Origin of the sequence: Corynebacterium marquesiae (genome assembly GCF_030229635.1) — a bacterium.
Taxonomy (GTDB): domain Bacteria; phylum Actinomycetota; class Actinomycetes; order Mycobacteriales; family Mycobacteriaceae; genus Corynebacterium; species Corynebacterium marquesiae.
In genome coordinates this window covers 66,318-84,675 of record NZ_JASPII010000007.1, presented here as the reverse complement: position 1 = coordinate 84,675, position 18,358 = coordinate 66,318, and the positions used below count along the sequence as shown (strand labels likewise).

The 18,358-nt window shown below is 58.8% G+C and carries 24 protein-coding genes; 19 read left to right on the top strand and 5 right to left on the bottom strand.

Translation table 11 applies throughout. From position 1 onward, the window contains the following. Positions 1-45: 45 nt before the first annotated feature. Positions 46-927 (bottom strand): sortase family protein, encoded by an 882-nt coding sequence (locus tag QP971_RS06265; RefSeq protein WP_284811120.1) that lies wholly within the window; start codon positions 925-927, stop codon positions 46-48. Between the two features lie 140 nt (positions 928-1,067). Between QP971_RS06265 and QP971_RS06260 the strand changes: the two genes are divergently transcribed. Beyond that, a complete protein-coding gene (locus QP971_RS06260; RefSeq protein WP_049383593.1) occupies positions 1,068-1,853 on the top strand; it encodes a formate/nitrite transporter family protein in 786 nt (261 codons plus the stop codon). On the opposite strand, the gene fdhD is transcribed toward QP971_RS06260, so the two are convergent. Together fdhD and QP971_RS06250 are read right to left on the bottom strand one after the other, a co-directional pair. Next, positions 1,850-2,668, bottom strand: a complete 819-nt coding sequence (fdhD, locus tag QP971_RS06255) for a formate dehydrogenase accessory sulfurtransferase FdhD (protein ID WP_284811119.1) — start codon at positions 2,666-2,668, stop codon at positions 1,850-1,852. The genes QP971_RS06260 and fdhD overlap by 4 nt on opposite strands. Then, the gene (locus tag QP971_RS06250; protein ID WP_284811118.1) at positions 2,668-2,916 is read right to left on the bottom strand and encodes a DUF6457 domain-containing protein; all 249 of its coding nucleotides are present in this window, start codon (positions 2,914-2,916) and stop codon (positions 2,668-2,670) included. The genes fdhD and QP971_RS06250 overlap by 1 nt, the downstream gene beginning before the upstream one ends. Positions 2,917-3,271: 355 nt before the next feature. On the opposite strand from QP971_RS06250, the gene rpsH reads away from it, so the two are divergent. From rpsH to QP971_RS06215, 7 genes are all read left to right on the top strand, one after another. Beyond that, entirely contained in the window at positions 3,272-3,655 is a 384-nt protein-coding gene (gene rpsH, locus QP971_RS06245; protein WP_005322799.1) for a 30S ribosomal protein S8, read from the top strand. A gap of 15 nt (positions 3,656-3,670) precedes the next feature. Next, positions 3,671-4,207, top strand: a complete 537-nt coding sequence (gene rplF, locus QP971_RS06240) for a 50S ribosomal protein L6 (RefSeq protein WP_284787122.1) — start codon at positions 3,671-3,673, stop codon at positions 4,205-4,207. 3 nt (positions 4,208-4,210) lie between these two features. Further along, a complete protein-coding gene (gene rplR / locus QP971_RS06235; protein ID WP_005322788.1) occupies positions 4,211-4,612 on the top strand; it encodes a 50S ribosomal protein L18 in 402 nt (133 codons plus the stop codon). A gap of 40 nt (positions 4,613-4,652) precedes the next feature. Further along, a complete protein-coding gene (gene rpsE, locus QP971_RS06230; RefSeq protein WP_239194921.1) occupies positions 4,653-5,276 on the top strand; it encodes a 30S ribosomal protein S5 in 624 nt (207 codons plus the stop codon). Between the two features lie 3 nt (positions 5,277-5,279). Beyond that, complete coding sequence (rpmD, locus tag QP971_RS06225) at positions 5,280-5,465, top strand: 50S ribosomal protein L30 (protein WP_023020587.1); 186 nt, start codon at positions 5,280-5,282, stop codon at positions 5,463-5,465. Between the two features lie 3 nt (positions 5,466-5,468). After that, positions 5,469-5,915 carry a 50S ribosomal protein L15 gene (gene rplO / locus QP971_RS06220; protein ID WP_005322777.1) on the top strand — a complete coding sequence of 149 codons (447 nt, stop codon included), beginning with the start codon at positions 5,469-5,471 and terminating at the stop codon, positions 5,913-5,915. Positions 5,916-6,154: 239 nt separating this feature from the next. Beyond that, positions 6,155-6,643 carry a hypothetical protein gene (locus QP971_RS06215; protein ID WP_284787124.1) on the top strand — a complete coding sequence of 163 codons (489 nt, stop codon included), beginning with the start codon at positions 6,155-6,157 and terminating at the stop codon, positions 6,641-6,643. A gap of 108 nt (positions 6,644-6,751) precedes the next feature. Here QP971_RS06215 and QP971_RS06210 read toward each other — a convergent pair whose 3' ends face one another. Together QP971_RS06210 and QP971_RS06205 are read right to left on the bottom strand one after the other, a co-directional pair. Beyond that, positions 6,752-8,254, bottom strand: coding sequence for an FAD-binding oxidoreductase (locus tag QP971_RS06210; protein ID WP_284811117.1), 1,503 nt, complete (start codon positions 8,252-8,254; stop codon positions 6,752-6,754). A gap of 11 nt (positions 8,255-8,265) precedes the next feature. Continuing rightward, positions 8,266-9,573, bottom strand: a complete 1,308-nt coding sequence (locus tag QP971_RS06205; RefSeq protein WP_049383596.1) for a class I SAM-dependent methyltransferase — start codon at positions 9,571-9,573, stop codon at positions 8,266-8,268. 372 nt (positions 9,574-9,945) lie between these two features. Between QP971_RS06205 and secY the strand changes: the two genes are divergently transcribed. From secY to truA, 11 genes are all read left to right on the top strand, one after another. Next, positions 9,946-11,271 carry a preprotein translocase subunit SecY gene (gene secY / locus QP971_RS06200; RefSeq protein WP_284811116.1) on the top strand — a complete coding sequence of 442 codons (1,326 nt, stop codon included), beginning with the start codon at positions 9,946-9,948 and terminating at the stop codon, positions 11,269-11,271. Further along, entirely contained in the window at positions 11,271-11,816 is a 546-nt protein-coding gene (locus QP971_RS06195; RefSeq protein ID WP_005322769.1) for an adenylate kinase, read from the top strand. The genes secY and QP971_RS06195 overlap by 1 nt, the downstream gene beginning before the upstream one ends. Before the next feature lie 2 nt (positions 11,817-11,818). Then, the gene (gene map, locus QP971_RS06190) at positions 11,819-12,613 is read left to right on the top strand and encodes a type I methionyl aminopeptidase (protein WP_284811115.1); all 795 of its coding nucleotides are present in this window, start codon (positions 11,819-11,821) and stop codon (positions 12,611-12,613) included. Between the two features lie 65 nt (positions 12,614-12,678). After that, a complete protein-coding gene (locus tag QP971_RS06185) occupies positions 12,679-13,530 on the top strand; it encodes a L,D-transpeptidase (protein ID WP_284811114.1) in 852 nt (283 codons plus the stop codon). Between the two features lie 264 nt (positions 13,531-13,794). After that, the gene (gene infA, locus QP971_RS06180; protein ID WP_004566852.1) at positions 13,795-14,013 is read left to right on the top strand and encodes a translation initiation factor IF-1; all 219 of its coding nucleotides are present in this window, start codon (positions 13,795-13,797) and stop codon (positions 14,011-14,013) included. 183 nt (positions 14,014-14,196) lie between these two features. Beyond that, positions 14,197-14,565, top strand: a complete 369-nt coding sequence (gene rpsM / locus QP971_RS06175; protein ID WP_005322765.1) for a 30S ribosomal protein S13 — start codon at positions 14,197-14,199, stop codon at positions 14,563-14,565. Between the two features lie 3 nt (positions 14,566-14,568). Further along, a complete protein-coding gene (rpsK, locus tag QP971_RS06170; RefSeq protein ID WP_005322764.1) occupies positions 14,569-14,973 on the top strand; it encodes a 30S ribosomal protein S11 in 405 nt (134 codons plus the stop codon). A 21-nt stretch (positions 14,974-14,994) separates the two neighbouring features. Further along, positions 14,995-15,600, top strand: coding sequence for a 30S ribosomal protein S4 (gene rpsD, locus QP971_RS06165; protein ID WP_005322762.1), 606 nt, complete (start codon positions 14,995-14,997; stop codon positions 15,598-15,600). 114 nt (positions 15,601-15,714) lie between these two features. Further along, positions 15,715-16,725, top strand: a complete 1,011-nt coding sequence (locus QP971_RS06160) for a DNA-directed RNA polymerase subunit alpha (protein ID WP_005322760.1) — start codon at positions 15,715-15,717, stop codon at positions 16,723-16,725. A gap of 72 nt (positions 16,726-16,797) precedes the next feature. Then, positions 16,798-17,295 carry a 50S ribosomal protein L17 gene (gene rplQ, locus QP971_RS06155; protein ID WP_284811112.1) on the top strand — a complete coding sequence of 166 codons (498 nt, stop codon included), beginning with the start codon at positions 16,798-16,800 and terminating at the stop codon, positions 17,293-17,295. A gap of 146 nt (positions 17,296-17,441) precedes the next feature. Beyond that, positions 17,442-18,323, top strand: a complete 882-nt coding sequence (truA, locus tag QP971_RS06150; RefSeq protein WP_284811111.1) for a tRNA pseudouridine(38-40) synthase TruA — start codon at positions 17,442-17,444, stop codon at positions 18,321-18,323. The last annotated feature ends 35 nt before the right edge of the window (positions 18,324-18,358 follow it).

Below are 18,358 nucleotides of genomic sequence, written 5' to 3'. Positions count from 1 at the left end.
GCTTGAATTCAAAGGTGTGCAGGCGGCGGCTTGTGCGGGTGTGGCTTAGGCGCTTTCGGTCTCTGTGTGCGTGGTGCCCTCATACTGCCAGCCGACGACCGCGTTACGCACTGCCGGCTCCAAAGGGTTGGCAGGTTGAATGCAACTGATGGTGAGAAGGCGGCCGGGCATGGGGCCTTCGCCCCAAATAGAGGCGTCGTCAGAAAGCCCCTGTTTATCTGGGTCGTGTAAGTCGGTAGCCGTATAGATGAGCCAGTTTTGGCCGGAGTTCTGTGTGCGCACATAGAGCTTGTCCCCCAGATGAACCTTGTGCTCATTCGCGGAACCATCGTAGAGGTTATTGAAAACGCCTGGCACGCCCGCACCGGTATGGCCGGCAATGACCACGATGTCCTGGGACGTCGTGCCCGGCAGAGAATAAGGGCGGTCTTCGGCAGTATAGGTGCAGGCCTTATTCATGGAGTCCGGATTGATGGCGCCGTTGACTACGCGGCAGGAGCCGTCTTGAAAATCGGCATGAACCTCAATAGCTGGGATGAAGAGCTCGACTGCAGGTGAAGGATCGATGGCAGGTGCCTCTTCTGCAGTGACTTCATTGGTCTCTAGACCCTCTGGTGGGTTGACCACCCGGTTAATCGTGCTGGCGAGTAACACCGTGGCAACGATGCCGATAACCACGCGAAGGATGCCGGAGGACTTCCATACCTTTTTGATCCGCTCCCACAGCGTGGGTTTGCGGCGGTGTCGGGGAAGTGAGGTGTCCTCAACGCGGCGCGGTGGGCGGCGGCGCTGTTGTTGGCGGGTGCGCGTTTCGGTCTGGCGCCATTGGCGATCAGCATCTGTGCGGTCGGATCGCGATGGAACGCTGCGGCGCCCGTTAGCGGGAAGCCGATTCGGTTCCCTCCGCGGCCGGTAGTGGGAATCCATGCGACCCCCGAAGAGAAAATACGGGTAATAGGAAAGTTCTAGCTTACAACGTAGTGTTATGCATACCCGGAATTGACGCGGAATCAGGTGGTCAGGATAAGATTAGAAGGGTTTAATACTCTTTGATTAATGAGGTAGAAATGTCTCTCAATGATGCCGCCAAGGCGGCGGCCGTCAAGAAGGTCACCTTATTAGATGAATCCTTCGCTCGCTTTGCAGTTCGCGCGACCTTGGCGGGTGTGTACCTGTGTATCGGTACCGCCTTTGCCGGTGTGGTAGGCCAGGCCGTCAACGGCGTTGCGCCGGGAATGGGCTCCGTGGCTTTTGCCCTATTTTTCGGCGTAGGCCTGTTCGCCATTCTGCTCTTGGGCGCCGATCTGGCTACCGGCAACATGATGTACATGGTCTATGCCGCTAGCAATAAGCACGTGGCGTGGGGCAAGGCCCTGTACCTGCTGCTCATCACCACCATTTTCAACCTGGTAGGCGCGATCATCTTTGCCGCGATTATGGCGATGTCTGCCAAGTTCGCCGACCTAGATCCCTCGCACCTTTTGGTGACGGTTTCTGAAGGCAAGCTCATCAAGTCCCCGCAAGGAATGCTGGTAGAGGCCATTGCCGCGAACTTTGTGGTCAACATGGGCATCGTCGGTGCCATCTTCGCTAAGGATGCGGCTTCGAAGTTCTTTGTCATCATCCCGATCATTGGCGCTTTCGTGGCGTTAGGCCTGGAGCACGTTATCGCGAACTTCTGCCTGTTTAGCATCACGCTATTCGCCTCCGACCCGGTGCCGGCAGCGTTGACGGCCGGCAACGTGGCTCTCAATTGGATCCTGGTCTGGATCGGCAACTTTATTGGCGGCGGCCTTTTGGTTGGCGGCGTCTACGCGTGGCTCAATCGCGGCCCGGAGGCCTACCGCGACTAAGCGAGTTCACCGGAATACAGATTAAAGCGGTCACCGCGGGCGAAACCGACGAGTGCCATGCCAGTTTCGCGGGCCGTCTCTACCGCTAGGGAGGAGGCGGCGCTCACAGCAACGAGCATGCCGAATCCGGCCATAGCGGCTTTTTGGACGAGCTCAAAGCTGGCGCGAGAACTCATGACCAAAATGAGATCATCTGCGGGCAGGCGGTCTTCTAAAAGGAGGTGGCCGATGACCTTATCTGCGGCATTGTGACGGCCAATATCCTCGCGGATGACTACCGGTTCACCGTCTAGGGTGAAGGCGCCGGCGGCATGGATGCCGCCGGTCTTTTTAAATTGCTTCTGTTCAGCCCGGAGCTTGTCTGGCAGCTTGGCGACGACATGGGGATCCACCGGCACCCGGGGAATCCGGTAGCGGGTCTGTTTGGTCAAGGCCTCGATAGAAGAGGTGCCACATACGCCGCAGGCGGAAGTGGTGGTGGTCAAGCGCAGATCGCTGAGGTCGAGCACATTCTTTTTTGTTAGTTCGACGTCGAGCAAATTGTAGGTATTCATGCCATCGACGGTGGCGCCGGCGCAGTAGCGGGCCTCGGCGACGTCGCCAAGCGAGGCAATATGGCCTTCCGAATGTAAGAAACCGTGCGCCAACTCCACGTCATGGCCGGGAGTGCGCATGGTGGTGGTAATGGTCTGACCACCCACGTGGATTTCGAGCGGTTCCTCGCCGGCGACCGTATCGGCGCGGGTATCGACCTGCAGGCCATCGCCTAGGCGGACCTTGGTGACGGCAAAGGTGGAGTTCTTGCGGCCGGCCATTATTGCAACACCTGCTTCAGGGCAGTGATATTGCCGCGGGCTTCCTCTAGGTCGCTGGAGGCTAGGCCCACGAGGAAAGCAGTGAGTGGGGCCGCGGGGCGGGAGCGATTATGCGCGACGTCCTTGGTGAGGTCTAGGATTTCGCGGGTGAGTGCGGTTGCCTCCTGCGGATCAAGGCCGAGGAGACGGGCGGCTTCTTCGAGCCACTCGTGTGCGGATTGGATGGGGTCCTCGTGTGTTTGGCTCATCACCATCTCCTTATTTACGTTCGTGCTGGTCTCGACTCTAATGAAGGTGCCAGACTATTTGGAAAACCGCAGGTTATGGCGTAGTATGGTACCTCGTGCTTGCGCCGAGGTTTCGGCGTGCCTCAATCATTGCGAATTTTGGCGCGCTGAGCTGCAGAAAGCGCCGAGCCGATGCAAGAACTGAACATCAACTTTGTTGTAGGCCCCTCGCCGTAGATAGCGGACCGTTGTCTGAATCAAAGGGTGGCGAGCGCCTTACGGTATTGACCGTAGGGAGCGTGAGTAGCCCGAAATCACACGGAGAACGCTTTGGTGAGCACGGGAACCGCAACGAGAAAGGTACACGGTCACTCATATGACTATGACTGATCCTATTGCCGACATGCTGTCGCGCGTGCGCAACGCAAGTAATGCGCACCATGACACCGTGTCGATGCCTACCTCCAAGCTGAAGGCAAACATTGCTGACATCTTGAAGCAGGAAGGCTACATCGCTGACTACACCGTCGAGGGCCACACCCTGTCCCTCGAGCTGAAGTACAACAACCGCGAGCGCTCCCTGTCTGGCCTGCGTCGCGTGTCTAAGCCGGGTCTGCGTGTGTACGCAAAGTCCACCGAACTGCCACAGGTCTTGGGCGGCCTGGGCGTGGCTATCATTTCCACGTCCCACGGCGTGCTGACTGACCGTCAGGCTGAGGAGAAGGGCGTAGGCGGAGAAGTTCTCGCCTACGTCTGGTAAAGGGAGGTTTGACACATGTCTCGAGTCGGTCTAGCACCAATCGCCGTACCGAACGGCGTCGAAATCAAGATCAACGGCCAAGACGTTGAGGTGAAGGGCCCTAAGGGCACCCAGAGCGTTAACGTTCCAGAGCCTATCGCCATCAACCTGGAAGACGACGTACTGTCCGTCTCCCGCCCTGATGACCACCGCAAGCACCGTGCCCTGCACGGTCTGTCCCGCTCCCTGCTGAACAACGCCGTTGTTGGCGTGACCGAGGGCTACACCATCAAGATGGAAATCTTCGGTGTTGGCTACCGTGTTCAGCAGAAGGGTAAGGACCTGGAATTCAGCCTGGGCTACTCCCACCCGATCCTCATCGAGGCTCCGGAGGGAATTACCTTCGCAGTGGACGGCGCAACCAAGCTGTCCATTACCGGTATTGACAAGCAACTAGTCGGACAGATCGCCGCTAATATCCGTCGTCTGCGTAAGGACGATCCTTACAAGGGCAAGGGTATTCGCTACGAGGGCGAGCAGATCCGTCGCAAGGTCGGAAAGACGGGTAAGTAAGCAATGGCAAACACTGAAAACACCAAGCGCACTCCAGTCGGCAAGGACATTTCCTCTCGTCGTCGCGAAGCACGCGCACGCCGTCACTTCCGTATCCGTAAGACTCTGCGTGGCACCCCTGAGGCACCGCGTCTGGTTCTTCACCGCTCCTCCCGTCACATGCACGTGCAGGTCATCGACGACCTGGCAGGCCACACCCTGGTCTCCGCATCCTCCATGGAGGCGGACGTTCGTGCACTCGAGGGCGATAAGAAGGCCAAGGCTGCCAAGGTAGGCGAGTTGGTTGCCGAGCGCGCTAAGGCCGCTGGCATCGAGCACGTCGTATTTGACCGCGCAGGCTACAAGTACCACGGCCGCGTCGCTGCGCTGGCTGACGCCGCACGTGAAGGTGGTCTGAAGTTCTAATGATCATCGTCAACGGAAACATCAACGGAAGGAACGCCTAATGTCGGACCGTGAACAGCGTGACGGCGGACGCTCCGCCGAGAACAACAAGAACAACCGCGGTGGCAACGGCCGCCGCAACGATCGTCGTAACCACCAGGACAACGAGCGCGATAAGTACATCGAGCGCGTTGTGACCATCAACCGCGTCTCCAAGACCGTTAAGGGTGGCCGCAACATGTCCTTCACCGCCCTCGTCGTCGTAGGTGACGGCCAGGGTCAGGTTGGCGTTGGCTACGGCAAGGCCAAGGAAGTCCCAGCCGCAATCCAGAAGGGTGCTGAAGAGGCTCGCAAGAACTTCTTCCGCGTTCCGATGATTGCCGGCACCATCACCCACCCGGTTGAGGGTCGCGACGCAGCTGGCATCGTTATGATGAAGCCTGCCGCACCTGGTACCGGTGTTATCGCTGGTGGTGCTGCTCGTCCAGTGCTCGAATGCGCTGGCGTGCAGGACATCCTGTCGAAGTCCCTGGGCTCCGACAATGCACTCAACGTCGTCCGTGCTACCGTGGACGGCCTCAAGCAGCTGGTTCGCCCTGAAGAGGTTGCCGCACGTCGTGGCAAGTCCCTCGAAGAGGTCACCCCGGCCCGTATGCTGCGCAAGCGCGCAGGTCAGGAGGCATAAGCAATGGCTCTGAAGATTACACAGGTAAAGGGCCTGGTGGGCACCAAGCCGAATCACCGCAAGAACATTGAGGCTCTTGGTCTCAAGCGCATCGGTCAGTCCGTAGTTAAGCAGGACACCCCGATCGTTCGCGGTATGGTTCACAAGGTTCGCCACCTGGTCACCGTCGAAGAAGTGGCAGGGGAGTAAACCATGGCTGATATCATCAAGCTGCACGACCTGCGCCCAACCGCAGGAGCAAACAAGCCTAAGACCCGCGTCGGCCGCGGTGAGGCATCCAAGGGTAAGACCGCTGGTCGCGGTACCAAGGGTACCGGTGCTCGTAAGCAGGTTTCCGCTGCTTTCGAGGGTGGCCAGATGCCGATCCACATGCGTCTGCCTAAGTTGAAGGGCTTCAAGAACCCGAACCATGTTGAGTACCAGGTTGTTAACGTTGCTGACCTGGCTGAGAAGTTCGCAGATGGCGGCGACATCACCGTTGCTGACATCGCAGCTGCTGGCCTGGTCCGCGCTAATAAGCCGGTCAAGGTTCTGGGCAACGGCGACATCAACGTTAAGTTGAACGTCACTGCTGATAAGTTCTCCAAGTCTGCTGTAGAGAAGATCGAGGCTGCTGGCGGATCCGCCAACACCAAGTAATCTCTTTCAAGTAGACTTTCGTCCCCCTCTCCGCACCAGCGGAGCAGGGGGATGATTTCGTTTGGTGGGCGACCTGGTGCCGGTATAGAGCGCAGTACCTCGGTTATGGCCACAATTGTTGCTGGAAATAACTGACAGGAAACCTTTATTAATAAATAAGGTTGCCGGTATGGCGATATATATTCATGAGTGTTAAAGTGAATCTTAGTTGAAAATCATCTACCGTTAAGGAGACTCTTATGTCGTCTATTTCTTCCTTGCTCGCAACCGCAGTCGCTGCCATCATGCCATTTGCCGGCTCTACCGGCCCGGTCGACGCCCAAGAACAGCTCTCCCAGCCGGATCCTACTGAGACCACTCAGACCGCGCCTGCCGAAGCTGGCGAGCAGACCGCTCAGGAACAGCAGCCGGGCGCTCACGCTGAGAAGGGCCGTATCACCGGTGACAAAGAAGACGTCATCAACGGCGACGCAGAGGGTACCGAAGAGGTCGATCCAGGGTTCAACGGTGGCAACCTGCAGAGCGGTAAGCTGGCCGTGCAGCGCGAGCTCGCCCTGGCTACCCAGGAGGCCGGCCACGAGTTCATGAACATCGAGTTTAAGGATGACCACTCTGCTCATCTGACCTTCCCGGAGACCTATAACCCGGAGAAGGATGAGGCAGCTGTGCAGCGCGTCATGGAGGCCCTGAAGATCAACGGCTACGACAACATCACCGCTGCCTACTAAAGCGCGGGTGTCCCAAGACTTCGGGACGAAAAAGAGGGTGGAACGCTCGGGGAGGGCGTTCCACCCTTTATTCTTTTCCGACCAGGGTAGGTGCGGGGGAGGGAAGGCCTAGGCCTCGTCTACGGCTTTTTCGTATAGGCCGGGGAAGCGGTCATCCGGATCGGTAACCGCTTTGATGGTGGCGGGAAGATTGCCGCCGTAGAGTTCCTCGAACTTTTCCCGGGAATAGAAAGCCTCGGAGTAGAGGGACTTGTGGCCGCCAAGCTCGTTGACCTTGGATTCAATGACGCGGTTGAAAGCACCATTATTCGGGGCAGAAGGGTCGACGTGGTCGCCTTCTACACCAGACCAAAAGCCAACGTTGACCCAGGTCTGCCCGGGGCGAAGCGGGTAGAGCGGCCAGGGGTCGCTCGAGTTAGAGGCGATGTCGCCGGTGCCTACCAGCTCGTTCACGCCATCGCGAAGTCGGATTGGACAGAGCCACACCGGCTGGATATCGGAAGCATTAAAGAACCAATGGAGGAATTCCGGCAGGTTTTCTGGAGTGACCTCGATATCTTGGACCACGCGTTCAGCACGTGGCTTGCCGTGGGGCTTTTTGATGAAGTTATATTCCAGCTCGTATTTGCGGTCGAGCCGGACCAATTTCCAATAAAAAGAGCTGCGGCGCAATTCGCGCGGCCATACCTTGCGCACCTTGGGGTTCTGCGCACCAAAGGCGCGCGAGCACCAGAACCAGTCGGTATCCCAGCGCCAGATATAGTCGCGGATAGTGAGGCGATCGCAGCGGATGCCAGAGTCGTGCTGAAGGCTGCGGTAGTAAATCTTGTCCCGCGTGTAGTCGGAGGTTGGTCCCTCCTCATCGGTAAAGCGGGCGAAGACGAGGTAGGCCTCGTCCTCGGAGAAGACCACGCCATCGAGGCCATGGACGGGCTCGCCACGGTGGGTGTGGGAAGAGGTGACGTCGGCAAGCACGCGGCTCGCTTCCTCCACGGTGTGGAAACGCTCCTCGCGCAGCTCTACATAGGCGGGCACGGGTTCCAGCTCAATCTTGAGGCGCACCGCGTAGCCCAGCGAGCCATAGGAATTGGGGAAGAGGCGGAAGAGATCGACATTTTCTTCGCGGGAGCAGGTGAGAATCTCGCCGGTGCCGGTGAGAACATCCATCTCCAGCACGGACTCGTGTGGGAGACCGTTACGGAAGCTGGTGGATTCCACGCCCATGCCAGTAACCGCACCGCCCAAAGTAATGGTCTTAAGCTGCGGTACGACGAAGGGCATGAGGCCATGGGCCAGGGTGGCATCCACGAGGTCCTCATAGGTGCACATGCCCTGCACATCGGCCGTGTGGGCAACTGGATCGACCTCAATGACGCCGCTAAGGCCGGATACATCGAGGCCTTCCTGCGCCTCGCTGCGGCTACGGAAGAGATTGGAGGTCTTCTTGGCTAGGCGCACGCGCTTTCCGGCCGGGACAGCACGGAAGCTCGCCAGCAGCTTATCGACGCCCTCTTGGTGCGCCGTCCATCCCACCGGTTCAATGGGCATGGCATCCACCGGCCGCGGCTGGGCGGCGGCGAGGTGTTGGCGCAGATTATCAATGAGAGTCATAGCACCCCTCCTTAAAAGCGGCTATCTTCCCACCAGCGGCGCTCAGGCACACCGGCGCGGGAGCCGGCCTCGCCCAGCTTTACGCCGAGGAAGTGATACAGGTTGATGATATTTCGCTCAAAGCCCCATTCGGATCCGGCCATATAAATGCCGTACAGGCGGGCGGTTGGCAGGCCCACGGTGGCGCAGGCCTCATCCCAATTTTCCTTCAGGTTCTCGCACCAATCATGCAGCGTGCGCATGTAATCAAAGCGCAGAGACTCGGTGTGGATGACCTCGAAGCCATTATCCTGCATGGCTTTGGTGACGTTGCCGGAACCGGTGAGCTCGCCGTCGGGGAAGATATAGCGGTCAATGAAGCCGCCCTTGGGGGTCTTGTGATTATCCGGGTAGGTGATGTTGTGGTTGAGCATCAGACCGCCGACCTTCAATTTGCCGTGGAGGAACTTGAAAAAGTCGTTGTAGTTCTTCACGCCAATGTGCTCGATAATGCCGATGGCGGAAATAGCATCGAAGCCCTCTTCGGTGATATCGCGGTAGTCCATGAAGCGGACTTCCGCCAAGTCTTGGAGGCCTTCCTCCTCAATCTTGCGCTGGCCCCACTCGGCCTGTTCCTTGGACAAGGTGACGCCGATGGACTTCACGCCGCGGCGCGCCGCGTAGCGCACCATACCGCCCCAGCCGCAGCCCACATCCAAGTGGCGGTCGCCCTCTTTGAGGCGGAGTTTGTCAAAGATGAGGCGGTACTTATTCTCCTGCGCTTCCTCTAGCGTGGCGTCTGGGGAGGGGTAGTAGGCGCAGGTATAGGTCATTGAATCGCCCAAGAAGAGCTCGTAGAAATCATTGCCCACGTCGTAGTGATCAGAAATGACATCGGCATCGCGCTGCTTCGAGTGCTTGGATAGGCCGTCGTGTAGCTTGCGGCGCAGCCAGGAAGCGCGCTCCACCTCGGGGACCGGCTGGATCTGGAAGGCGCCCATGGATGCGAGGGAACGGACAACGCGTGCCAGTGTCTTCGCATCCGGCTTTTGGAATTTGTCATACATGGCATGCAGCGCGTCAAAAATGCCATAGGGGTGGGCCGGGTGATCGCCATGCACCGTGATGCCGTCCGTGACATATGCACGCGCAAAACCCACATCGCCGGGATGGGTAGCAATAAATGAGAGGCCCTCAAGGCTATTAATAGTCACCTTGTACTGGGAGTCTTCCGGTCCGGTCGCGGAGCCGTCGAAGGCCTCCCAGCGGAAAGGGTTGGGGCTAGGGACAAAAACGTCGATGATCTCAGCAACGGTCATCGGCGTGAATTTCTTGCTCATAAGTACTTCTTTCGAAACATTAGGTTCACACCAATAACGGCCTCGTGGCGCAGGGACCCGCGAGGTCGGAGACTAAAAAGGGAATTGCGCGCTGGCAATGCCCCCATGGTAAACCCCGCATACAAAAGGTGCGAACGAAGAAGCAATCATGGTCACACTATTGGGGCTTAATGTGGCTATGTGGGGTAAGGCTGGTAGGGTAATGGGGTCATAAGTGTTCAACCGTCCCTGAAGGAAACCTGAATTTCCCCTAAGCTTTCTGGCTCAGGGGGTGTGGTTTCCTAGGGGTAGATGAGTTTCCACCTCCGTGTGTGAACGCGAAACCCTCCCTAGATTTTGCGTTCGGCAGCGGTAGGCCAGGAGGATTTTGTAGTGTCCGCCATTGTCCAGGCTTTCAAGGATGCCGACCTACGTAAGAAGATCATCTTCACCATCGTGATGATCATCGCGTACCGCGTCGGTGCACAGATCCCGTCTCCGGGTGTTGACTATGCGTCTATTGCTGGCCGTTTGCGCCAGTTGACCGAGCAGTCCGGAGACCTTTACTCCGTCATCAACCTCTTCTCGGGTGGTGCGCTGCTACAGCTGTCAATCTTCGCTATCGGCATCATGCCGTACATTACGGCGTCGATTATTGTGCAGCTGCTGACCGTGGTCATTCCTCGCTTTGAGGAATTGAAGAAGGAAGGCCAGTCTGGTCAGGCCAAGATGACCCAGTACACCCGCTACCTGACCCTCGCGTTGGCGCTGCTGCAATCCTCCGGCATCGTCGCGCTGGCAGACCGCGAGCAGCTGCTGGGCCAGGGTGTGCCGGTTTTGGCAGAAGACCGTAACTTCTTTACCCTCATCGTCCTGGTGATCACCATGACTTCCGGTGCCGTACTGGTGATGTGGATGGGTGAGCTCATCACTGAAAAGGGCATTGGCAACGGCATGTCCCTGCTCATCTTTGCCGGTATTGCAACCCGCCTGCCAACCGATGGTGCAAGCATCCTGCAGAACAATGGTGGACTCGTCTTCGCCATGGTGGTAGCCGGCTTGGTCATCCTGGTTGTTGGCATTACCTTCATTGAACAGGGCCAGCGCCGCATTCCGGTCCAGTACGCTAAGCGCATGGTCGGCCGCCGCCAGTACGGTGGTTCCTCTACCTACCTGCCGCTAAAGGTCAACCAGGCCGGAGTTATCCCGGTCATCTTCGCTTCCTCCCTTATCTACATGCCGGTTCTCATTACCCAGATTGTGAACTCTGGTTCCGCCGGCACCCCGGATAACTGGTGGCAGCGCAACGTCATCGCGCACCTGCAGGCACCTTCCTCCTGGCAGTACATTGTGCTGTACTTCGTTCTGACCATCTTCTTCGCTTATTTCTATGTCTCGGTCCAGTACGATCCGGCAGAGCAGGCGGATAATATGAAGAAATACGGCGGTTTCATCCCGGGTATTCGCCCGGGCCGCCCGACCGCGGAGTACCTTGGTTATGTGATGAACCGTCTGCTGTGCGTGGGCGCCCTGTACTTGGCACTTATCGCCATCCTGCCGAATATCCTCTTGGACCTCGGCGTAGGCAGCTCCTCCGCCAGCGGCACGTCCGCCTTTGGTGGTACGGCCATCCTGATTATGGTCTCCGTCGCCTTGACTACGGTCAAGCAGATCGAGTCCCAGCTACTGCAATCCAACTACGAAGGACTACTTAAGTAATGCGTCTTGTACTTCTAGGACCTCCCGGTGCCGGCAAGGGCACCCAGGCAGCTATCCTCAGCGAGAAACTGAACGTTCCGCACATCTCCACCGGCGACCTGTTCCGCGCCAATATCGGCGAAGGCACCCCGCTGGGTGTAGAGGCAAAGTCCTACATCGATGCAGGAAAGCTGGTACCTACCGACGTCACCGCCCGCATGGTTGAGGACCGCCTTAACCAAGATGATGCCAAGAATGGCTTCCTGTTGGACGGCTTCCCGCGTACCACCGAGCAGGCAGACATCCTGGAGGAGCTGCTGGCTAAGAAGGGCGAGAAGCTCGACGGAGTTCTCAACTTTGAGGTCTCCGAGGACGTTGTGGTTGAGCGCATGATGGCCCGTGGCCGCGCCGACGACAACGAGGAGACCATCCGCACCCGCCTCGGTGTCTACCGTGAGGAAACCTTCCCGCTTATCGAGCACTACGGCGATGCCATCATCTCCATTAAGGCCGAAGGCACCGTGGAGGAAATCAATGCCCGTGCGATGGAAGCACTGGGTAAGTAAGCATGGCTTTTCGACGCCGCAGTAAGCGCATCCCCGCTCGCACTCCGGGCGAACTAGACGCCATGCAGGCCGCCGGCGAAATTGTTGGCAAGGCACTGCAGGAAGTCCGCGCTGCTGCGGCGTCTGGCGTATCTACCCTCGAGCTGGACGCGGTGGCTGAGCAGACCATTCGCGATGCCGACGCCTATCCCACCTTCAAGGGGTACGAAGGATTTCCGGGCTCCATCTGTGCTTCCGTTAATGACGTCATCGTGCACGGCATTCCGGATAAGGAAACCATCCTGGCAGAAGGCGACTTGGTGTCCATCGATTGCGGTGCCACGCTCGATGGTTGGGTAGGCGATAGCGCTTGGTCCTTCGCAGTGGGTGAGCTCGATGCTGATGTCGCGGCTCTCAACTCGGCCACCGAGTATGTCCTTATGGAGGGCATGCAGGCTATGGTTCCGGGCAATCTGCTTACCGACGTCTCCCATGCCCTCGAGCAAGCCACCCGACGGGCCGAGCAGAAGTTCGGCGTGGATCTATTCATCGTGGATGGCTACGGCGGTCACGGCATCGGGCGCACCATGCACGAGGATCCTTACCTGGCCAATGAGGGGCGGCCGGGCCGTGGCCCGAGGATCCAAGAAGGTTCCGTCCTAGCTATTGAACCCATGCTAACTTTGGGCACAGAGGATTCTGCCGTGCTAGAGGATGACTGGACGGTCGTTACCCTCGATGGCTCCTTCGCCGCTCACTGGGAGCATACGGTCGCCGCGACCGGCGATGGACCCCGTATTCTTACCCGCCGCTACTGACATTTATTCCCCGATATTGCCTGTTGCACTAGGCATATTCCCCTGAAAGGTTTATACTCACAGCCATGTCTAAATTTAGCTTCCGCAAGATCCGTGCCACGGTTGCAGCGCCCGCAGTCGCTGGCGTGATGGCCTTGAGCACCACCATTGCGGCTCCTGCCGCTACCGCCCAGGAGATTCCGAACCTGGATCAGCTCAGCTCCAAGGCAAACTCCGACCTCGCTCAGCTCTCTTCCCAATCCGGCCTAGACAACCTCACCGCTGAGGCAAAGAAGCAGCTGGATAACTTCTACGGCCAGAGCCGCGAGCAGGCCTGGAATACCCGCAACCAGATTCTGGACCAGGCAGAGAAGTTCTCCCCAGAGCTGGCACCTAGCGTCCAGACCGCTGTGGACGGCGCCGTAGAATTCCTCTTCCCAGGCTTGATTGCACAGAAGAATGAGGAAGCACGTAAGGCCCGCGAGGCCGCTGCTCGCGCCAACGCTGAGCGCGTTGCTGCTGAGAAGGCTCGTTCTGAGGCTGCAGCACGCAAGGCAGAAGCACAGCGCCGCGCTAACCAGTTCGACCGTGGCCCGTGCCCGGCTGACGCGAAGGTTTGCGTTGACCTTGACGGTCGCCGCACCTGGCTGCAGGACGGCGGCAAGGTTTCTTATGTCTCCCCGGCTATGTCTGCTGGCATGCGTGGTCAGGAAACCCCGCGCGGCACGTTCTACGTTGGCCGCAAGGTAGAGCATGACATTTCCCGCGAGTTTAATAACGCGCCGATGCCGTACTCCATTTACTTCACCAACAACGGTCACGCCTTCCACCTGGATGACCCAGCCGTTGATTCCAATGGCTGCGTTCACCTGCCGCCAGAGGCTGCAAAGCGCTACTGGGATAATGTGCAGGTTGGCGATAAGGTCTTTATCTACTAAGGCCCGCGCTTAAGCGAAAGTCTCATCCCCCGAACTGAGCTCCCGAGGAGGAGAATTGGTTCGGGGGATTTTGCTGGCTTAGGGTGAGGGGCGGGCGAGCTAGCGGGGCGTCGGAAAGCGCAGCAGTTTGGAAAACGTGTCGCTGCAGCGTATGCTGTTAAGTCGGTGTATAGCGTCAGCGAGGCTGGCGCGGATACGCCACCGCAGTAGACAACAAACATGCAGGTGACGGCGCACTTGACCGTCGCCAGAAAAGTAGAGGTTATGGCTAAGGAAGGCGCAATCGAGGTAGAAGGCCGTATTATCGAGCCTTTGCCCAACGCAATGTTCCGTGTCGAGCTCGACAATGGACACAAGGTTCTTGCACACATTTCTGGCAAGATGCGTCAGCACTACATTCGCATCCTCCCAGAGGACCGTGTGGTTGTAGAGCTGTCTCCTTATGACCTGACCCGCGGACGCATCGTCTACCGCTACAAGTAAAGACAGTAAGCCTCCTCACCCAAGGGTGAACCCGTAGGTTCACTCTGTCCACCTCAGGCTACGGTGGCCTGAGCCCGCACTGGTAAGCAACCCAAGGATTCCCGGCACGGTCCGGGCGAAGCGTTGCGTGGAGCGGGACGGATGGGGAGAAAACCGCCGTAACAACCCGAAAGGACACGCCATATGGCACGTCTAGCTGGTGTTGACCTCCCCCGCAATAAGCGCATGGAGGTCGCTCTCACCTACATCTACGGCATCGGTCCAACCCGTGCCAAGGAACTGCTAGAAAAGACTGGCATTTCTCCTGACCTGCGCACTGACAACCTGGATGATGACCAGCTGTCGGCGCTCCGTGACGCAATTGAGGCTACCTGGAAGGTTGAGGGTGACCTCCGCCGTCAGGTTCAGGCTGATATCCGCCGCAAGATTGAAATCGGTAGCTACAAGGGTCTGCGCCACCGCCGTGGCCTGCCTGTACGTGGCCAGCGCACCAAGACCAATGCGCGCACTCGTAAGGGTCCGAAGAAGACGATCGCAGGAAAGAAGAAGTAATTCATGCCTCCAAAGACTCGTTCCGGCGCGCGCCGTTCCGGCCGTCGCGTCGTAAAGAAGAATGTGGCCCTCGGCCACGCATACATCAAGTCCACCTTCAATAACACCATCGTCTCGATCACCGATCAGACCGGTGCTGTTATCTCTTGGGCATCCTCCGGCCACGTTGGCTTCAAGGGTTCCCGTAAGTCCACTCCGTTCGCCGCTCAGATGGCAGCCGAGAACGCTGCTCGCAAGGCAATGGATCATGGCATGAAGAAGGTTGACGTATTCGTCAAGGGTCCGGGCTCCGGCCGCGAGACCGCCATCCGCTCCCTGCAGGCTGCAGGCCTCGAGGTTTCCTCGATCACGGATGCAACCCCACAGCCGCACAACGGCTGCCGTCCGACCAAGCGCCGCAAGGTTTAAGGGAAAGGAAGAGGTAAGAAAATGGCTCGTTACACTGGCCCCGCTACCCGCGTATCCCGCCGTCTTCGCGTCGACTTGGTCGGCGGCGATATGGCATTCGAGCGCCGCCCGTACCCACCGGGACAGGCTGGCCGCAACCGCATCAAGGAATCTGAGTACCTGCTGCAGCTCCAGGAGAAGCAGAAGGCAAAGTACACCTACGGTGTGCTGGAGCGTCAGTTCCGTCGCTACTACGCAGAGGCTAACCGCCTCCCAGGCAAGACCGGCGATAACCTGGTTATCCTGCTCGAGTCCCGCCTGGACAACGTAGTTTACCGTGCAGGTCTGGCACGCACCCGCCGCCAGGCTCGCCAGCTTGTCTCCCACGGTCACTTCACCGTGAACGGCAAGAACATCAACGTTCCTTCCTACAAGGTCACCCAGTACGACATCATCGATGTCCGTGACCGCTCCAAGAAGATGGAATGGTTCGAAGATGCTCAGGACGCCCTCATCGATGCCAACGTACCGGCATGGCTGCAGGTTGTTCCTGATACCCTGCGCATCCTCGTGCACCAGCTGCCCGAGCGCGCTCAGATCGACATTCCGCTGCAGGAGCAGCTCATCGTCGAGCTTTACTCGAAGTAAACTGTTATACCGCACGGCCTGTAATGGCCTGGCGGATAACCAGGAATCTTCAATCCCGAAGATTTTTACCCCTCTACCGGCGTCAAATAGCGGTCGCCGAAAAGGAGAATTTCAATGCTCATTTCCCAGCGTCCTCAGCTCACCGAGGAATTCATCGACTCGTCTCGTTCCAAGTTCGTCATCGAACCGCTCGAGCCGGGCTTTGGCTACACCCTCGGTAACTCGCTGCGTCGTACCCTGCTGTCCTCCATTCCAGGTGCAGCGGTAACCTCCATCAAGATCGATGGTGTTCTCCACGAGTTCACCACTATCAACGGTGTGAAGGAAGACGTTTCTGAGATCATCTTGAACATCAAGAGCATGGTGCTTTCTTCCGACTCCGATGAGCCGGTTGTTATGTACCTGAGCAAGGAAGGCCCGGGCGATGTCACCGCAGGCGATATCCAGCCACCGGCTGGCGTGGAGATCCACAACCCGGATCTGCACATTGCTTCGCTGAATGACACCGCCAAGCTGGACATTGAGCTCGTCGTCGAGCGCGGCCGTGGCTATGTCCCAGCCGCTCCTACCTCCGGTGAGATCGGCCGCATCCCGGTCGACCAGATTTACTCCCCGGTCCTCAAGGTTTCCTACAAGGTCGAGGCAACTCGTGTTGAGCAGCGCACCGACTTTGACAAGCTGACCATCGACGTCGAAACCAAGAACTCGATTTCTGCCCGCGATGCCCTGGCTTCCGCCGGCGGCACCCTGGTCGAGCTCTTCGGCCTGGCTCGCGAGCTGAACAACGCTGCCGAAGGCATTGAGATCGGACCCTCCCCGCAGGAGACCGAGTACATCGCTGCCTACGGCATGCCGATCGAGGACCTGAACTTCTCCGTCCGCTCTTATAACTGCCTGAAGCGTCAGGAGATCCACACCGTGGGCGAGCTCGCTGAATGCACCGAGTCCGACCTTTTGGATATCCGCAACTTCGGCCAGAAGTCGATCAATGAGGTAAAGATCAAGCTGGCTAACCTGGGCCTGGCTCTCAAGGACACCCCTGAGGACTTCGACCCAACCCAGCTCGAGGGCTACGACGCAGAAACCGGTGACTTCAAGGATCCGGCTGCTGAGGATTCCGAGTAAAGAACCCCGCTGACTTGCGGCAATAACCTAATTGCCGCGCGCTCAACTTTTACCGCATACGAGGAGTACACAATGCCAACCCCTAAGAAGGGTGCCCGTCTCGGCGGCTCCGCCAAGCAGCAGGCTCACATGCTGAGCAACTTGGCAGCCAGCCTGATCGAGCACGGCGCTATCAAGACCACCGATGCCAAGGCGAAGGTTCTTCGCCCGTACATCGAAAAGATCATCACCAAGGCTAAGTCCGGCACCGTTGCTGACCGCCGCGCAGTCCTGAAGCTCATCCCGCGCAAGGATGTTGTTTCTTACCTGTTCGACGAGGTAGCGCCGAAGTTTGAGAACCGTGAGGGTGGCTACACCCGCACCATCAAGCTGGACAACCGCACCGGTGACAACGCCCCGATGTCCCAGATCTCCCTCGTTCTCGAGGAGACCGTGACCTCCGAGGCTAACCGCGCTACCCACGCTGCCGCATCCAAGGCCGCTGAGGCTGAGGAAGCTAAGGCAGACGAGGCTGCTGAGACCGAGGCACCTGCCGAGGAGACCGCAGCTGAGGAGTCCGAGGAGAAGTAATTTCCCTTCGGCCCTAGCGCCTCGCCGCCGCCTCTTCCATCTGTGGGAGGGCGGCGGCTTTGTCATGTCCGCACCCAACTAGGGCTCAACGCACGAACGACCCAGCGCCGGCGGGCAGTAAACGCTCAGGTAGCATGAAGCCCACTATGACAGATGCAGCATCGACTTCCCCCGAAGGGCCGGCGGACGGGTTCGTTCGCCTGCGTTTGGACTTGGCTTATGACGGCACGGACTTTCATGGCTGGACCAAGCAGAAGGGCGGTCTGCGCACGGTGCAGGGGGTATTGGAAGAGAAGCTGGCGATGATTGCACGCACGGAGGTGCCGCTTACGGTCGCTGGCCGGACGGATGCCGGTGTTCACGCTCGTGGCCAGGTGGCGCACGTGGACGTTCCCACAGAGATGCTGGATCAGCGCTCGGTGGCGGGAGAGCCGGCGAAGCTGGTGCGTCGGTTAGCAAAACTTCTGCCAGAAGACGTTCGGGTACACGGGTGCGAGTTCGCACCCGCGGGCTTTGATGCGCGGTTTTCGGCGCTGCGGCGGCACTACGTCTACCGGATTACCACCAACCCGCGCGGCGCGCTGCCGACCCGGGCGCGGGATACGGCCGAGTGGATTAAGCCGGTGGATATCGATGCCATGCAAGAAGCCGCCACCGCCCTGGTGGGTCTGCATGATTTTGCGGCTTTTTGTAAAGCCAAGCCGAATGCCACGACCATCCGTGAATTGCAGGAATTTTCTTGGCGCGACGTTTCTACGCCCGAAGAACCGGAGCTTTTTGAGGCCCGCGTAAGCGCCGATGCGTTCTGCTGGTCGATGGTGCGCTCGCTGGTGGGCTGTTGCCTGCGCGTGGGGGAGGGGCGGCGCGATGCCGACTTCGCCGCGGCACTGCTGCAAGAGACGAAGCGCTCTTCCAGCATCCCCGTGGCCCCGGCCAAGGGACTCTCGCTCGTCGCCGTTGATTACCCGGCCGCGGATCAACTGGCGGCACGCGCCGAGGTCACCCGCGAAAGGCGCAGCGCCGACTAGCGCCCAAGTGGCAGCGGGTGCTTACCTGGGATAGC

What these genes read in the sequence shown, in the direction of transcription:
- QP971_RS06265 (WP_284811120.1), bottom strand. Translation starts at nt 927, where the DNA reads ATGGATTCCCACTACCGGCCGCGGAGGGAACCGAATCGGCTTCCCGCT.
- QP971_RS06260 (WP_049383593.1), top strand. Translation starts at nt 1,068, where the DNA reads ATGTCTCTCAATGATGCCGCCAAGGCGGCGGCCGTCAAGAAGGTCACC.
- fdhD (WP_284811119.1), bottom strand. Translation starts at nt 2,668, where the DNA reads ATGGCCGGCCGCAAGAACTCCACCTTTGCCGTCACCAAGGTCCGCCTA.
- QP971_RS06250 (WP_284811118.1), bottom strand. Translation starts at nt 2,916, where the DNA reads ATGAGCCAAACACACGAGGACCCCATCCAATCCGCACACGAGTGGCTC.
- rpsH (WP_005322799.1), top strand. Translation starts at nt 3,272, where the DNA reads ATGACTATGACTGATCCTATTGCCGACATGCTGTCGCGCGTGCGCAAC.
- rplF (WP_284787122.1), top strand. Translation starts at nt 3,671, where the DNA reads ATGTCTCGAGTCGGTCTAGCACCAATCGCCGTACCGAACGGCGTCGAA.
- rplR (WP_005322788.1), top strand. Translation starts at nt 4,211, where the DNA reads ATGGCAAACACTGAAAACACCAAGCGCACTCCAGTCGGCAAGGACATT.
- rpsE (WP_239194921.1), top strand. Translation starts at nt 4,653, where the DNA reads ATGTCGGACCGTGAACAGCGTGACGGCGGACGCTCCGCCGAGAACAAC.
- rpmD (WP_023020587.1), top strand. Translation starts at nt 5,280, where the DNA reads ATGGCTCTGAAGATTACACAGGTAAAGGGCCTGGTGGGCACCAAGCCG.
- rplO (WP_005322777.1), top strand. Translation starts at nt 5,469, where the DNA reads ATGGCTGATATCATCAAGCTGCACGACCTGCGCCCAACCGCAGGAGCA.
- QP971_RS06215 (WP_284787124.1), top strand. Translation starts at nt 6,155, where the DNA reads ATGTCGTCTATTTCTTCCTTGCTCGCAACCGCAGTCGCTGCCATCATG.
- QP971_RS06210 (WP_284811117.1), bottom strand. Translation starts at nt 8,254, where the DNA reads ATGACTCTCATTGATAATCTGCGCCAACACCTCGCCGCCGCCCAGCCG.
- QP971_RS06205 (WP_049383596.1), bottom strand. Translation starts at nt 9,573, where the DNA reads ATGAGCAAGAAATTCACGCCGATGACCGTTGCTGAGATCATCGACGTT.
- QP971_RS06195 (WP_005322769.1), top strand. Translation starts at nt 11,271, where the DNA reads ATGCGTCTTGTACTTCTAGGACCTCCCGGTGCCGGCAAGGGCACCCAG.
- map (WP_284811115.1), top strand. Translation starts at nt 11,819, where the DNA reads ATGGCTTTTCGACGCCGCAGTAAGCGCATCCCCGCTCGCACTCCGGGC.
- QP971_RS06185 (WP_284811114.1), top strand. Translation starts at nt 12,679, where the DNA reads ATGTCTAAATTTAGCTTCCGCAAGATCCGTGCCACGGTTGCAGCGCCC.
- infA (WP_004566852.1), top strand. Translation starts at nt 13,795, where the DNA reads ATGGCTAAGGAAGGCGCAATCGAGGTAGAAGGCCGTATTATCGAGCCT.
- rpsM (WP_005322765.1), top strand. Translation starts at nt 14,197, where the DNA reads ATGGCACGTCTAGCTGGTGTTGACCTCCCCCGCAATAAGCGCATGGAG.
- rpsK (WP_005322764.1), top strand. Translation starts at nt 14,569, where the DNA reads ATGCCTCCAAAGACTCGTTCCGGCGCGCGCCGTTCCGGCCGTCGCGTC.
- rpsD (WP_005322762.1), top strand. Translation starts at nt 14,995, where the DNA reads ATGGCTCGTTACACTGGCCCCGCTACCCGCGTATCCCGCCGTCTTCGC.
- QP971_RS06160 (WP_005322760.1), top strand. Translation starts at nt 15,715, where the DNA reads ATGCTCATTTCCCAGCGTCCTCAGCTCACCGAGGAATTCATCGACTCG.
- rplQ (WP_284811112.1), top strand. Translation starts at nt 16,798, where the DNA reads ATGCCAACCCCTAAGAAGGGTGCCCGTCTCGGCGGCTCCGCCAAGCAG.
- truA (WP_284811111.1), top strand. Translation starts at nt 17,442, where the DNA reads ATGACAGATGCAGCATCGACTTCCCCCGAAGGGCCGGCGGACGGGTTC.